The 14,977-nt window shown below is 44.3% G+C and carries 14 protein-coding genes; 9 read left to right on the top strand and 5 right to left on the bottom strand.

The window, feature by feature from the left end; all coding sequences use genetic code 11:
- Nucleotides 1–140 precede the first annotated feature (140 nt).
- Complete coding sequence (locus PWYN_RS18830) at nucleotides 141–1,586, top strand: arabinan endo-1,5-alpha-L-arabinosidase AbnB (RefSeq protein WP_036655160.1); 1,446 nt, start codon at nucleotides 141–143, stop codon at nucleotides 1,584–1,586.
- Between the two features lie 57 nt (nucleotides 1,587–1,643).
- Here the strand turns inward: PWYN_RS18830 and fabF are convergent, their stop codons facing one another.
- Complete coding sequence (fabF, locus tag PWYN_RS18835; protein ID WP_036655162.1) at nucleotides 1,644–2,882, bottom strand: beta-ketoacyl-ACP synthase II; 1,239 nt, start codon at nucleotides 2,880–2,882, stop codon at nucleotides 1,644–1,646.
- Nucleotides 2,883–3,029: 147 nt separating this feature from the next.
- Between fabF and PWYN_RS18840 the strand changes: the two genes are divergently transcribed.
- Both PWYN_RS18840 and PWYN_RS18845 read left to right on the top strand, forming a co-directional pair.
- Nucleotides 3,030–3,875, top strand: coding sequence for a helix-turn-helix transcriptional regulator (locus PWYN_RS18840; RefSeq protein WP_036655163.1), 846 nt, complete (start codon nucleotides 3,030–3,032; stop codon nucleotides 3,873–3,875).
- A 102-nt stretch (nucleotides 3,876–3,977) separates the two neighbouring features.
- A complete protein-coding gene (locus PWYN_RS18845; protein WP_036655166.1) occupies nucleotides 3,978–4,403 on the top strand; it encodes a hypothetical protein in 426 nt (141 codons plus the stop codon).
- A gap of 153 nt (nucleotides 4,404–4,556) precedes the next feature.
- Here the strand turns inward: PWYN_RS18845 and PWYN_RS18850 are convergent, their stop codons facing one another.
- The 3 genes from PWYN_RS18850 to PWYN_RS18860 all read right to left on the bottom strand — a co-directional run bounded on the left by PWYN_RS18850 (nucleotide 4,557) and on the right by PWYN_RS18860 (nucleotide 7,406).
- A complete protein-coding gene (locus PWYN_RS18850; RefSeq protein WP_240479789.1) occupies nucleotides 4,557–5,216 on the bottom strand; it encodes a DNA alkylation repair protein in 660 nt (219 codons plus the stop codon).
- Nucleotides 5,217–5,314: 98 nt separating this feature from the next.
- Nucleotides 5,315–5,602 (bottom strand): hypothetical protein, encoded by a 288-nt coding sequence (locus PWYN_RS18855; protein ID WP_036655168.1) that lies wholly within the window; start codon nucleotides 5,600–5,602, stop codon nucleotides 5,315–5,317.
- A gap of 643 nt (nucleotides 5,603–6,245) precedes the next feature.
- Entirely contained in the window at nucleotides 6,246–7,406 is a 1,161-nt protein-coding gene (locus PWYN_RS18860) for an MFS transporter (protein WP_052088149.1), read from the bottom strand.
- Nucleotides 7,407–7,544: 138 nt separating this feature from the next.
- Here PWYN_RS18860 and PWYN_RS18865 point away from each other — a divergent pair, with 138 nt between their 5' ends.
- Together PWYN_RS18865 and PWYN_RS18870 are read left to right on the top strand one after the other, a co-directional pair.
- A complete protein-coding gene (locus PWYN_RS18865; RefSeq protein WP_036655170.1) occupies nucleotides 7,545–8,300 on the top strand; it encodes an exodeoxyribonuclease III in 756 nt (251 codons plus the stop codon).
- A gap of 11 nt (nucleotides 8,301–8,311) precedes the next feature.
- Nucleotides 8,312–8,683 carry an iron chaperone gene (locus tag PWYN_RS18870; protein WP_036655171.1) on the top strand — a complete coding sequence of 124 codons (372 nt, stop codon included), beginning with the start codon at nucleotides 8,312–8,314 and terminating at the stop codon, nucleotides 8,681–8,683.
- 49 nt (nucleotides 8,684–8,732) lie between these two features.
- On the opposite strand, the gene PWYN_RS18875 is transcribed toward PWYN_RS18870, so the two are convergent.
- Nucleotides 8,733–10,187, bottom strand: coding sequence for a serine hydrolase domain-containing protein (locus PWYN_RS18875; RefSeq protein ID WP_036655173.1), 1,455 nt, complete (start codon nucleotides 10,185–10,187; stop codon nucleotides 8,733–8,735).
- A 155-nt stretch (nucleotides 10,188–10,342) separates the two neighbouring features.
- On the opposite strand from PWYN_RS18875, the gene PWYN_RS18880 reads away from it, so the two are divergent.
- The 4 genes from PWYN_RS18880 to PWYN_RS18895 all read left to right on the top strand — a co-directional run bounded on the left by PWYN_RS18880 (nucleotide 10,343) and on the right by PWYN_RS18895 (nucleotide 14,956).
- The gene (locus PWYN_RS18880) at nucleotides 10,343–10,690 is read left to right on the top strand and encodes a hypothetical protein (RefSeq protein ID WP_036655176.1); all 348 of its coding nucleotides are present in this window, start codon (nucleotides 10,343–10,345) and stop codon (nucleotides 10,688–10,690) included.
- 325 nt (nucleotides 10,691–11,015) lie between these two features.
- Entirely contained in the window at nucleotides 11,016–12,230 is a 1,215-nt protein-coding gene (locus tag PWYN_RS18885) for an aminopeptidase (protein ID WP_420805818.1), read from the top strand.
- Between the two features lie 123 nt (nucleotides 12,231–12,353).
- Entirely contained in the window at nucleotides 12,354–13,319 is a 966-nt protein-coding gene (locus PWYN_RS18890) for an alpha/beta hydrolase (RefSeq protein WP_036655178.1), read from the top strand.
- Between the two features lie 65 nt (nucleotides 13,320–13,384).
- A complete protein-coding gene (locus tag PWYN_RS18895) occupies nucleotides 13,385–14,956 on the top strand; it encodes an ABC-F family ATP-binding cassette domain-containing protein (protein WP_036655180.1) in 1,572 nt (523 codons plus the stop codon).
- The last annotated feature ends 21 nt before the right edge of the window (nucleotides 14,957–14,977 follow it).

Raw genomic sequence — 14,977 nt, forward strand, 5'->3', positions numbered from 1 at the left:
TGCTTCACGCATCTTGGCGCTTTTTTTGATTACTATAGTTTATATAAGTGTAAATAGAATCATACATCTTTAAATAAAAACATTGACTATTTCCGACTTACGCACCAAAATGTAAGGGTATACATATAGGGGGTAGAGTGATGAAAAAACGAACATTGACCTTATTCATTTCCGTATCTTTATTAGCAGCCTGCAGCAGCACGAACAATAGTAACTCAGCTCCACCGGTGTATGAGAATGTATCGGTTCATGATCCTTCCGTAATAAAGGTTAAAGATAACTATTATGTCTTCGGTTCCCATCTGGCTTCTGCCAAATCACAGGATTTAATGTCTTGGACACAAATATCTGCTGGGGTAACCGATAGTAATCCGCTGATTCCTAATGTTACTGAAGAATTAAGCGAGACTTTAACTTGGGCGAAGTCAAAGACGCTATGGGCACCGGATGTTATACAGCTGGCAGACGGCAAATACTATATGTATTATGATGCTTGTAAAGGCGATTCTCCGCTATCCGCACTAGGAATTGCCGTGTCGGATCATATCGAGGGACCTTATAAGAATAAAGGTGTTATTCTAAAGTCAGGGATGACCGGACCAGGCACTGACGGTGAAATCTATGATTCCACCCAGAAGCCCAATGTGGTAGATCCCGATGTTTTCTTTGATAAGGACGGCAAGTTATGGATGGTCTATGGTTCTTATTCCGGAGGCATCTTTATTCTGGAATTGGATACAAAGACAGGCTTCCCACTACCCGACCAAGGTTACGGTAAAAAACTTCTGGGTGCTAATCATGCTCGGATTGAAGGTCCATACATGTTGTACAGTCCTGAAACCGATTACTATTATCTATTCCTCTCCTATGGAGGTCTCTCCGCGAACGGCGGTTATAATATTCGTGTGGCCCGTTCCAAAACACCGGACGGACCGTTCACCGATTCTCAAGATCAAAATATGTTAAAGGCACAAGGAACTGCGGGAGTTATTTTTGATGATCCAGCTTACTCTCCATATGGGGTGAAGTTAATGGGTAACTTCGAATTCCAGAATACGGAAGGGGAACCCGTAGGTAGCGGGCTTGCAGGGGGTTATGTCTCACCAGGTCATAATTCGGCTTACTATGATAAAAAAACAGGCAAGTATTATCTGATTTTTCATACCCGTTTTCCAAAGCAAGGAGAGGCGTATGAAGTAAGAGTGCACCAGATGTTTATGAACGCGGACGGATGGCCTGTTATTGCCCCACACCGCTATGGCGGCGAATCTATTGGCAAATATAGCAGCAAAGATGTAATCGGTGAATACAAATACATCAACCATAATAAGGACATCTCAGCTGATATTGTCCAGTCAGAGCTGATAGAACTTAATGAAGATGGTACGATATCAGGAGCGGTAACAGGAACTTGGGAGCTTACAGAGAAACATAATGTGTTGTTAACCATTGACGGAGCGGCGTATAAAGGTGTGTTTCTGAAAGAGTGGAATGAAGGAACTGATACTCAAGTAATGACATTCACCGCCACTTCCAGGGAAGGCATTTCGATCTGGGGAAGTCACGTTTCCGGCGAAAAGAAATAGACAATAGACTTCAAGATAAAGGCAGGACAAACCCGGCAACGGTTTGTCCTGCCTATTTTAATCCTCATACTTTCGAATGACGATTACCGCATTGTGTCCGCCAAATCCAAAGGAATTAGACATCCCTATGTTCAGATCAGCTTTACGTGCAGTATTCGGCACATAATCCAGATCACAGATGGGATCGGGTTCTTCCTGATTAATAGTCGGTGGGATGATGCCTTCCTGAAGGCTTTTAACCAATGCTATAGCTTCTAACCCCCCGGCTGCACCAAGGGCGTGTCCCGTCATGGATTTATTAGCAGTAATGGGTACCTTATAGGCATCTTCCCCGAATAGCCTCTTTATAGCCTTAGTCTCAGAGTGATCACCAACTACGGTGCTTGTAGCATGTGCGCTAATGACATCTACATCCGTAGGCTCGATTCCAGCCTCGCGAACAGCCAGCTTCATGGCTTGGTAGGCTCCTAGGCCTTCCGGGTGAGTTGCGACCATATGATAAGCATCGGAGCTGGCTCCATAGCCGATCACTTCCCCTTGAATGTGAGCATTTCTACGCAGCGCATGGGAAAGGGATTCCAATATCACGATTCCGCCGCCTTCACCGATTACAAAGCCATCACGATTCCCATCAAAAGGACGGCTTGCTCTACCCGGTTCATCATTTCGGGTGGATAAGGAGGTTGCATTCCCGAAGCTGGCTAATGAGATTTCAGTAACTGCCGCCTCAGATCCTCCGGCAATTACGATGTCAGCTCCACCGTAACGAATCAGCCGATAGGCTTCACCAATTGAGGTATTGCCGATAGAGCAAGCTGTTACCGGAGACATCGTCGGCCCCAGTGCCCCAAGCTTGATACTGATCATAGCCGCAGCCATATTGGAGATCATCATCGGAATTAAGGTCGGACTTACTCTATCTGGTCCCCGTTCTTTTAGAATGGTTCCTTGATCCATTAAGGTTTGGATTCCCCCGACACCGGAGCCCACATATACACCTAACCGCTCCCGGTCAATTTTGTCCAGCTTAAGCCCGGAATCCTTCCATGCATCCTCAGCGGCTGCAAGTGCTAACTGGCTGAACCGATCCATACGCCGTGCTTCCTTACGGCCAAATCTGGCTTCAGGATCAAAGTCATGAACGACACCGGCAATTTTGGTCTTAAAGCCTGAAGTATCAAAGGAAGTGATGGGAGAAATCCCAGATTCACCTTTACGCAGACGATCCCAGAATTGTTCAACGGTATTCCCTAAGGGTGAGATTAAGCCCATCCCAGTGATAGCTACCCGTTCCATAAAAAAGCCTCCTCAAACAATCTAAATAGGTGTTAATACCTGTATTTTTCCACTTTATTTATCCTATTACAAGTTGTAGTTTATCCTAGTATAATTAATACTACAGTAAGACAACACAACACACTGAAGGTCACGGAGGATTACGACATGTCTAATCAGACAAGACTTCAAGCCTTATCGAATTTCTTAAAAGCACGCCGTGCCGCTATTTCTCCAGTATCCGTGGGGCTGCCAGAAGGTACACGCAGACGAACTCCCGGCTTAAGAAGAGAAGAGGTAGCCCAGCTCGCGGGGGTCAGTAGTACCTGGTATACATGGCTGGAGCAGGGTCGGGATATTAAAGTATCTTCTTCGGTTCTTGATTGTATCGCTACAGCCTTACAACTTACTAAGGATGAGCGGAAGTATCTCTTCGCGCTGGCACTGGAAACCGGGCCTGAGAACGAACCTTTTCGACAAGAGCAATTTTCTGAGATTAGCCCATCATTGCAAAAAATATTAAAAGAGCTTAAATATTGTCCAACTCTAATTTCAGACCGACGCTGCGGCATTGTAGGTTGGAATGAGGCAGCCTCCCATGTCTTCCTCGATTTTGCCCAATTGCCTGCAGAGGAACGCAACATGATCCGGTTATTGTTTGTACGTAAGGAATTTCAACGCTTGGCTGTGAACTGGGAGCAATTCGTCAGAGGTTATCTATCTATTTTTCGTGCCTATTACGGGCAACATGTCGAGGATCGCTGGTACGACGATTTTATTGCGGAGATGAGAGAAGTGCATCCTGCATTTAATGACCTGTGGGAGCAAAGCCAAGTTAGCTCTGCCCCGGATGTGGTGCTTGAATTCAGACATTCAAAGGCGGGGAAAATGCTGTTCCACCTAACCTCATTACAGGTTCAAGGCAGTTCGGATTTAAGATGCAGTATTTACACGCCTGCCGGTGATTCGAACACGGAATCTAAGTTAAAGCTGCTGATGGAGCAGAATGCGTAGGTCTAGCATTCAATAATTGTGTGTCTTCATTAATCCCTATGTCCAAGCATCTGTTCTAACGTCTCATAGAATAGAGTAACAACACAAAAGGAGATGAAACATATGTCTAAAGTTATAATTGATTACAATTCCAGTGTAGTGACACCCATTGCAAACGGAGTGAATATCCCGATACCAACTACTCCGGCGGGTGTTTCCATTGCAACGACATCGGTATATATTGACCCTGCAAACCCTGCTTCGGCCACAAATAGGGTAGAATTGACAGCAACATTTGGTTATCGTTCTATTGTAGGAGAACCAGAAATTATTGTACGTCTTTGGCGTGCTGGCACGGAAATCTACTACGCATTGGCAGGAGATGCTTTTAATGGGGCCGATGAATATTCTCTTGTATCCTTGCAAATGATTGAACACGCTCCATTAGGAACACAAAACTATCAATTAATAGTGGAAAACCGTAACCCAGCATCTACTGCAAGAGTGATTGGTCCAATTACTTTCACTGCAATAGCGATCGGCGGTTAAGCTATTATTAGCACTTTTTTATCCAAAAAGCAGCATTCCCGACAAGTAAAAAGGCAAGTCTCTATATTCCTGAGATTTGCCTTTTTTGATTTATTATATTATTCAGTGATATAGATTGCCGCAGTTGTCCTCGAATTCTAACTCATTACAAAGTTAGCTTTTGCCAATCCACTTTAGGCCTTCCCGTTTACTGAGCGGCTTTAAGTTTTCCTTCTCGATGAAGGCTTTTACAGAGACGGGGTTCGTTTTTGAATATTCACGCAGCGCCCAGCCTATTGCTTTTTGCAGGAAGAATTCAGAAGAGTCTGCATGTGCACGGATATAGTGGTATAGCAGAGCTTCGTCTGTGTCTTGCTTATAATGCAACTGAAAAAGAATAGCGGTTCGATTCAGCCACATGTTCTCGGAATGGATCCACTTTTCTCCATAATTTGATTGCAAATCCGGTGCTCTATGTAATAAGTACCCAGCCGCATTAGAAGCCAAGAGATCAACAGTGTCCCACCAAGATCGGCTGAGGATGAAACTCTCAATCAGGGGGAGATCTTCGGGTTCTAGAGTTTTTCTAATTTTTAGTAAAATATCTAATGCTGTATATTGATACTCCCGCTCCGGAAGATCCCATAGAACAGATAGCCACTCTTTCTTAGCAGGATAATGCTTCAAGAATTCCCTGACTATTTCTCTACGCGTTGGAGATTTGATTCCGAGAAAAGAGAATTGGTCCCGCATATAGGCGGACATGGCTTTTGCTGTGTGCAGATCTTTTCGAGCCTCTAGATGCTCAATGAGTACATGGATGTTGTCTATCACAATTAAGTCATCCTCCGAGTTTTATTTAGATTTTATCACAAAAAAAAGGCTGCCTCATCCGTAGAAAAATCTACAAATGAGACAGCCTCGTAAGGAAATTAGAAATCAGAAGTAGCGATTTGAATAGTGCCGGCTGTAGGGCCAATAACTGGAGCTAATAGAGCAGCGACCAAGAGTAAGTTAACATGAAGAGTTAAGCTGTTAAATGCCGGAATAGTATAAGTGATGACAGGGGCATTTACACGTGTGATTACTAGATCTACTGGGTTAGCAGAAAAGTTCTGAACAGTGACTGCAGCATTTGTACCTCCTGTTAAATCTTCATAGAAAGATTTACCTACGCCTGCTGCCAGATTGAAGAATTGTTGCGGTAATAAGATAGCCATTGTTAACGACCTCCTTTCGGTTTGATAGGATATTGTATGCGGTAAATCTATGAATGCTAGAACGGATGTCTCAGGAATTCAGCACATTTTAATAGGGTGGGCTTAAGTAGAAAGAAAGTCTATATAGAGCGGCTGGAGGACTAACATTCACCGCAGTTGCGTCCCAAACCTAAAGTAGATAGACTCTAAGTTCAACTTATATAGTAAAGTGTTTTTTCTGGATGTACGAACAAGCGTGGATAACTGCTCAAGATGAATGCGCAAGCTATACGGACCCAGCGGACGCTATTTGCTCCATTTACCTGAATTCCTTATCTATGCGGACTCAGAAGACCCTATTTACAAGAATTCGGCCATAAATGGCCGGGTATTCATAAATAACGGCACCTGTGTCCACATAACTTACTTATCGAGCAATTTATAGACAATAAGGGATCTGTAGTCCGCATAGAGTTCTTCACCCGATCTACCTGCTTCAATTTGGCTCAAGCTCAATTGCTAGTTTCATGTATATAAGCTGACCGCAGTTGTGAACCAGATCCGAAGCAGATAGATTCTAAGTTCAACTAATATAGTAAGTTTGTTCACAGAAAAAAGACCCGAATCATACTGATTGGGTCTGAAGCTTTTTAATATTTTTCTATTAGATTCTGTCTGACTTAGAATTATTTCTTCCATAAATACGATGTAGAATGAATCCGAACATCATACCCAGGAAGGACATGGCGGAGACGGACAAGTATAGGATCTTGCCGCCAAAGGCTTCATATAGAGCACCCCCGGCGTAGGAGGCTAGAATGCCCGATACCCCGAAGAATAGTAATGCCAGCACCGTTTGTCCCGTAGCCCGCCATTCCTCGGGTACTATCCGGTAAAGGTATTGTATGGCGGCAGAGTAGAAGACCGGGAAAGTGAGCAATTGTAGAATTTGCAGATAGACCAGCAAATGCGGATCTGTAATCCAGGCTGAGAGAAAGAAACGAATGAAATAAAAGGCGCCGGAGAATGAAATAATAATCAGTTCTTTTCCTTTGCGCAGCCACCAGAAGCTTAAGGCAAATACGATAATTTCGCTGCCTGCCGCTAGGAACCAAGCCTGCCCCACCAGTTCTGAACTTCCTCCTAGCTCACGGATATATACTCCGAGGAAAGTATCATTCATCCTTGCTGGGACAGAGCTGATAAATACGAGCACTAGGAATAACAAGGTCTCCTTATTGCTCAGAAAAATTTTGAGACTACTCAAAGTAACGGGATTCCCAGTGACAGGCGCATCCGGCATGATCCAGCTTACGATGAAGCTAATTACAGATATTCCGGTAAAAAGAAGAGCCAGACTGTGTGCACCATAATAAGTCATCACATATCCGGTCAACAGAGCCGTTACTCCGTATCCAAGTGCTCCATACGTTCGAATGGAACCATAACTGATCCCAGAAGCCTCGGCAACGCGGAAGTTCAAGCTTTCGGTCAGGGGATCGATCGGCATCAGGAAAAAATATAACAGCATCGCGAATAATATAAGTTGTACATAGCTGGTTGAATCGTACAGTAAGTATCCGAAGACCGCAGAGCCCAATAGGAGAACCAATAGGACCTTGCGAATAGTCTTGGTTTTATCACTGATCATACCCCATAAGGGTTGGGCAATAAGGGTTACAAAGCCGCCTGTTCCGATAATAAAGCCGATTTGTGCCGGGTTTAAGCCTTGTTCACCCAGATAAACCGGGAGAAAAGGAATAAACATCGCCAGCAGTGCAAAATATAAAAAGTTGAAGCCTCGTAGTAATCTGGGTGCTCTCATATGATTCGGATCCCTCATCGTTTCTTTAGAATTAGGTTGCTGTCAATTTTGTTATTGTAACACGGCTAGGCAATGGAAACAGCTTAACTTATGTTACACTTGAGGTAATTATTTTGACTGGTTAGGAGATTGAGAAACTTGAAGCTGATATCCTGGAATGTGAATGGACTAAGAGCATGTGTTACCAAAGGGTTTTATGATTATTTTAAGGAAAGTGCGGCAGATCTATTCTGTGTACAGGAAACCAAGCTTCAGGAAGGGCAAATTTCGCTGGAGCTGGGTGAGGAATATTATCAATATTGGAATTATGCTTTAAAAAAAGGGTACTCGGGAACGGGTGTATTTACCAAAGTTAAACCGCTCTCCGTTAGATACGGAATAGAGGACAATGAGGAACCCGAAGGACGTATACTAACGCTTGAATTTGAGCATTTCTATTTGATTAATGTGTACACTCCCAATGCCAAACGGGATCTCTCAAGACTTGAGGACCGAATGGAATGGGAGGACCGCTTCCGCATCTATATTCAGGAACTGGACAAGCTTAAACCTGTCATTGTATGCGGGGATCTAAATGTAGCCCATGAGGAAATTGATCTGAAGAATCCGAAGTCTAACCGCGAGAATTCAGGATTTACCCTGGAAGAGAGAGGGAAGATGACCACGCTGCTAGACTCCGGGTTTATAGATTCCTACAGACACTTTTATCCTGAAAAAGAAGGAGCTTACACTTGGTGGTCTTACATGCCGAAGGTGAGAGAGCGGAACGTGGGCTGGCGGATTGACTATTTTCTGGCTTCATCACGGCTTGCACCCCAATTACTGAATGCACAAATAGATTGTGATGTAATGGGTAGTGATCATTGTCCGATTGTTCTTGAAATTTTATTTTAGGAGGGAACAACATGGAAGTTTTTGCAGAATACTTAGCGAAGATCGATAACCCGCAACATCGGGCCCGAACGGAAGAAGTTTTGGCTTGGGTAACTAAGAAATTTCCAGATTTAAACCCAAAAATCGCGTGGAATCAGCCTATGTTTACCGATCACGGAACATTTATTATTGGCTTTAGCATAGCTAAACTGCATCTGGCTGTTGCCCCTGAAAGGGCAGGGATTATTCATTTTTCTGATGAAATTGGGCAAGTTGGCTATGATCACACCAAGCAGTTGATACGTATCCAGTGGGATAAACCGGTTGATTTCTCATTGCTTGAGAAAGTGATCGAGTATAATATTTTGGATAAGGCAGATTGTTCAACTTTTTGGCGGCAGTAAAAATAAAAAGACCGGAAACTCTCAGAAAAGAGGTTTTCCGGTCTTTCTGCTATATAGCTCTACCGATAATCGTTTCAGGATCGCTCTGGTCGGATATGTTGATCTGCTGCTTAAGGACTATCGTATTATCCTCCACTTTAACTTCAATGGTAATACAAAAAGGGGCTTCAATAAACAGCAGAGTTAGCTGAAGTGTATTTTCAGATATCCAGGTGAAGCTGGCCATGATCGCATTATCGGTCTGAGTGTCATAAAGCATCCTGGCATAGCTCTCCACCCATACCCCTCTTCCGCAGTGAATAACTAGTGCATCAAGTAGATGATCCTGTAGAATGATATCGGCTCCCTTTTCAGTGAATGTCAGGGAGAAGGTATCCAATTTCTGATCATTATCCTCCAGTTTATAAACTTTGCCGCTAATCATTTCTTCATAGGATGAAGCTACCTGCAGCTGTGGCGGGTTAATCGCCAGAAGGTTTATTTGCTCAGTCAGACGGGCTGCTGCTGAAGGATCTTCTATAGCAATCGGCTCTGAATTCATAGCAGGTAGCAAAGTATCCCAAATCGCATTCATTACACCCTGTGTATTGTTCGTTCCGCTTGTAATTGCTATAACTGCATCCTGCTCCGGCATTACGATACAAAATTGTCCAAATGCTCCATCGGCTCGATAAGCACCATGGCGGCATTTCCAGAACTGATAGCCGTATCCTTGTGTCCAATCACTATCTCCACTGTCCCCAGTAGTGATTTGCTTGGAAGTCGCTTCATGAATCCACTCTTCAGACAGAATCCGCTGCTTATCCCAGGTTCCTTTTTGCAGGTAGAATTGGCCGAATCTGGCGATATCTTCGGTTGTAATACTAAGACCAGTCCCTCCAATGTTGATACCCCTAGGACAGGATTCCCAGGTTGGATCTGCAATGCCCAAAGGAGAAAATATCCGCGGCTTCAGATACTCCAATAGAGTGATTCCAGTGATCTTCTGAATAATTGCAGACAACATGTAGGTAGCTCCGTTGTTGTAGAGGAAATGTGTACCGGGTTCCTTCTCTACAGGCTCACTCAGGAATGCTTTGACCCAATTCCCATCTTCGCTTTTCCGGATAGCCCCCATTGTATCTACGACGTGACCGGTTCCCATCATTAATAAATGCCGCACACTCAATGTAGCTAAATGGTCCGAAATAACATCTGGTGCTTCTTCCGGGAAGAAGGAAACCACTGCGTCATCGAGAGACAATAAGTTTTCAGAGACAGCGATACCAATAGCGGTAGAAGTAAAGCTTTTGCTAAGCGAAAATAACATATGTGGAAGGGTTGACTTGTAAGGAGACCACCAGCCTTCTGCCACAACGTGACCGTGCCTTAGGATCATGAAGCTATGCAGCTCCAACTTGTTGCTGTGAATTGTTGTAAGGAAATTAATTATTGCTTCTGATGAAATACCTTGTGCTTCCGGATTGCTTCTTGGTAGTTGAAGACTTGTACTTGGGGTTCCCATAATCTCATCCTCTCAAGGGAAATAGCATTTATTCCATTTTTGATAGAATTCCATATTATCTATTTTATAACAAATGGATTTCAACAAGCTGTGAATAATTGCGGGTTAGTTCATGTTTTGCTGCATACATATGTAAATAAAGGAGCGTGAATAGATTGGAGAAGAAGGTGCAGCAATACTATAAGCTCAAGCAGAAACATAAAGAAATGGAAAAGGAATTAGCGGAACTACGTCAGGAGATCGTGACTTATTGTAATGAGCAGGAGAAAAATGATGTGGAAATAGGAAGCTATAAGGTCAAGCTGGTTACACAAAATCGAAAGGAATATGATGACCTTAAGCTCTATGAAACCCTGTCGGACCCAGAGGTATGGAGAATGCTATCCAAATCAGATTCGGCGAAGATCGCAAGCTTGACTAAGCTTAATGTAATCTCGGAAGATAAAATATCACATACCTATACATTGAAGACCATTACTTTGCTGCAAGTGGATAAGAAGTAGGAGAGGTCTTCTATATAGATTGAACTTGATAAACTGACAAAAAGGATTGAAGAAACGGAGGCTCCGGATATCATCCGCTACTAGCGGTAAAAATCCAGAAATACGGAGACAACAGCGGCTGGAAGTCCAACATTCACCGTAGTTACGACCCAAAACCAATGTAGTAAAATCTAAGTTCATCTTATATAGTTTATATAAGCGGTTCCCTTAGGGGCCGTTTTTTTTGTGAAAATCGCAACCCAACCGATTTTGCGTTAAAATAAATACAGAAGGTTGGCTAATAAAAGATATGGAGGAAGAGAATGTGATAAAGGATTTTGATCAAATGTTAGATAAATACGCTAATTTGGTTGTTAAGGTTGGTGTGAATGTACAGCCTGGACAAGTACTGATGATACATGCTCCAATGGAAACGGTGGATCTTACACGTCTCATTGTGGGGAAGGCATACGAAGCTGGGGCTAAATATGTAATGGTTGAATGGGAAGACGAGGTTACAACGCGTATCCGTTACGAAAAGGGACCTGAGGATTCCTTCAATTACTACCCACAATGGCAGGCCGATATGCTGGAGCAATTTGCTGAAGGCAACGGGGCTGTTTTACATATCAAAGTGCCAGACCCGGAGTTGTTCCGCGGCATCGATTCCTCTAAAGTATCGGCTGCGGTTAAAGCTGCGGCAGTAGCCCGTAAGAAGTACCAGAATTATACCCGCAACAATAAAATTAGCTGGTCCCTCGTCAAAGCACCTACACGAGCATGGGCCCATAAAGTATTTGCCGATCTCCCCGAAGAAGAGCGGGTAGAAGCTATGTGGGAGGCCGTGTTCCAAATGAATCGGGTAGGTAGTGAAGATCCGGTTGCGGCTTGGCGTGAGCATATCAACAACTTGAAGGAAAGCCAGGAGCGAATGAACACGAAACGTTATAAAAGCCTGCACTACCGTGCACCGGGAACGGATCTGCATGTCGAAATGCCGGAAGGTCATCTGTGGCGTGGAGGCGGCGGTGAGAATGCAAGCGGGGTTTATTTTGTGGCGAACATGCCTACAGAAGAAATCTATACCATGCCGCATCGCACCGGAGTAAATGGTACAGTCTCCAGCACATTACCGTTGAATCTGAACGGACGTCTGGTGGACGGCATTAGCTTAACTTTTAAGGAGGGTAAAGTGGTTGCCTATGATGCCAAGTCCGGACGTGAGCATTTGACTTCCTTGCTGGAAACGGATGAGGGTGCCTCCTACCTGGGTGAAATGGCCTTAGTACCGCATAATTCTCCGATCTCTAACCTAAACCGAGTGTTCTATAATACCGGAATCGATGAGAATGCCTCCTGTCATTTTGCACTTGGAAGCGCCTATCCCGTAAATATTGAGGGTGGAACTAAGCTTACCAGTGAAGAACTGCTGGAACGTGGTGCCAATGTCAGCTTAACACATGTCGATTTCATGATTGGCTCAGTAGAGCTGGATATTGATGGTGAACTGGCAGATGGGACGATAGAACCCGTATTCCGTAAAGGGAATTGGATGCTCTAGGTAAAACCAGACTAAAGTCGGGGACATGTCACTACCAATGACTGTTCAAACGATCCATCTTATTCCTGTACATTGTTAAGTGTGGACCGATACTTAGTGCGGGTACGGGAGGGACGATAGATCATGTGGAGAAGGCTACGAAGAATAGCGCTGATTATCCTTGCTGTTCTTATTGTATTATTGAGTGTTGGAACAGCTTATCAATGGAACGGTGCTAGAAAGGATGGTAAATCCTATGAACCCGTCGGCAAGTTGTATGAGGTGGCAGGTCATAAGATGCATTTATACACTAAGGGTGAAGGGGACACTACCGTCGTATTCGCATCCGGTTGGGGGACAGCGAATCCATATGCGGATTTTTCACCTTTGTATGAAGGACTGGAATCTCATGTCAAAGTTGCAGTATATGACCGGTTCGGCTATGGATACAGCGATACAACGGGTAGACAACGAGATATTGATACCATTACGGATGAGATTCATGAACTGCTTCGGGTTTCGGGACAGACCACGCCGTATATACTCGTTGGACATTCACTCGGCTCATTAGAGACGATTCGTTACGCGCAGCGTTTTCCAACTGAAGTTAAGGCCATTCTATTCATTGAAGGTGGAAGTCCGGAATATTACGCCTCCCGTCCAGGACTTACGTTCATTCCGATAGCCTATCGCATGCTTCGAACAACAGGGATACTACGGGCTTTGTATCATACCAATGGTTTTGCAGAATGGGCAACTGATCAGAGCAACGGTGAGAAACTGCTGACTGTGGATATGAAAAAGTTGAACCGTACAGCCCTTCTCTTAAAGTCCGGGAACCGAGACATGACGGATGAAATGCGCCAAAGTCAAAAAAATGCGGAGGCTATTCTATTAGGTACTAAACCGCTCAACATTCCCATTACCGTCCTAACCGCTGATTATTTCGGAAAGTTAAGGGAAGACAAGGCATGGATGGACAGCGAAGCGGCGCTTCCTTCGTGGTCCACAACAGGAAAGCAAATGATCGTACCTAATAGCTCACATTACATTCACAGCTACCAACCTGAAACGGTGGTTAGTGAATTGCTTAGGTTGTCTGGAAACTGATTCTAAGTGGATATGATATAATCACGCTTGAGTAGCTGAGTTAGGAAATAGAGGAGTGAACAGGCTTGAGCGTAATTCGAATGGAAAATGTAACAAAGAAATATGAGGATACACTGATTTTCCGCGATATTTATTTTCGTGTAAGTAAAGGGGAACGTATTGGTCTTATTGGGCGCAATGGCGCAGGTAAATCAACGGTTTTCAAGCTGATCATGGGTAAAGAGGAGCCTACCGCTGGAAAAGTAGAGATAGATCCGCAGGTTAAAATAAGCTATTTCTCTCAATTCTCGGAGATGAGCGGCAGCTTGTCTGTTCAGCAGGAGTTGGAGTTATGCTTCGAACAGGTAAAGCTGATTGAACAGGAGTTGGAGGATTTAGGCGAAAAGCTGGGCCAAGTGACTGATGAGTCGGAAATGAATCGTCTCTTGGAGCGTCAAGCGGAGCTTTTTGATCAAATGGAGCATCTGGATGGTTGGAATGTTGCAGTGGAAATTAATACGGTACTAACGAAGCTGGGTTTCGATGACCGCTCCCGTAATCAGCCTGTTGATGAACTTTCCGGGGGCTGGAGGAACCGCGCGGCGCTTGCCAAAATATTAATAGAGCTGCCCGATGTCGTATTGCTTGATGAGCCGACTAACTTTTTGGATTTGGAAGGATTAGTCTGGTTGGAGCAGTGGTTGAACCGCTTCGGCGGTGCGATGATTCTAGTGTCGCATGACCGGCAATTTATAGACAGGGTTGTTACACGGACAATTGAAATCGAGAACTATCATTTTCAGGAGTATGACGGCAATTATACGGATTATATCCGCAAAAAGAAGATGCGCAAAAAGGTTCTGGACCGCCAGTTCGAATGGGAAGAGGAACTTCTCATTATGGAGTCGGAAGCCATCGATACCCGTACGCAAAAAAAATCTTCCAAAGATCGTCTATCCCGCAAACTCTCGGATATGAAAAAAAGGGTCGAGCCCCATCCGGTAAACGTTCTGATTACTGATATTTACGAGAATTTGCGTTTCCCGGACAAGCTGTGTGAAGTTAAAGGAATCGGCCAGACGTATGACGGACGGACCATTTTTGAGAATATAAGCTTCGACATCCAAAAAGAGGATCGATTGGTGATCGTGGGGCCGAACGGGAGCGGGAAATCCACTCTTATTAAGGTGCTTACCGGCCAAGACCAACCGGAAACCGGAGAGGTCATCTGGGAGAGAGGCGTCAGCTATGCTTATTTCAATAGAATGTGGGATGAGCTGGATCTGAAGGATACGGTTAGCCATGCCGTTAACATCTCTGGGCTGGGTCTCAATGCGACGCGAAAAAAAGTGAATAAATTCTTATCCATGCTTCAATTCTCGGAAATGGATCTCGGAAAGTTCATCGGCAATCTATCCGGCGGACAACAGGCCAGAGTAGCTCTAGCTAAATGCTTACTTTCAGGAGCAGCAGTCATTATTCTGGATGAGCCCACCAATCACTTGGATTTGACGAGTATACAGGTTATGGAGCAGGCGCTGATTCATTTTCCCGGGGCTGTTATTACAGTAAGTCATGATCGATTCTTCATAGATAAAATAGCGACAAAGATGCTTACCTTTGACCCGGAGTCGGGAATAAGTGAGCAGAACGTATAGAAAAGGAGCCCTCGGGCTCCT

The organism is Paenibacillus wynnii, assembly GCF_000757885.1.
In the GTDB taxonomy this organism is placed as follows: Bacteria; Bacillota; Bacilli; order Paenibacillales; family Paenibacillaceae; genus Paenibacillus_AQ; species Paenibacillus_AQ wynnii.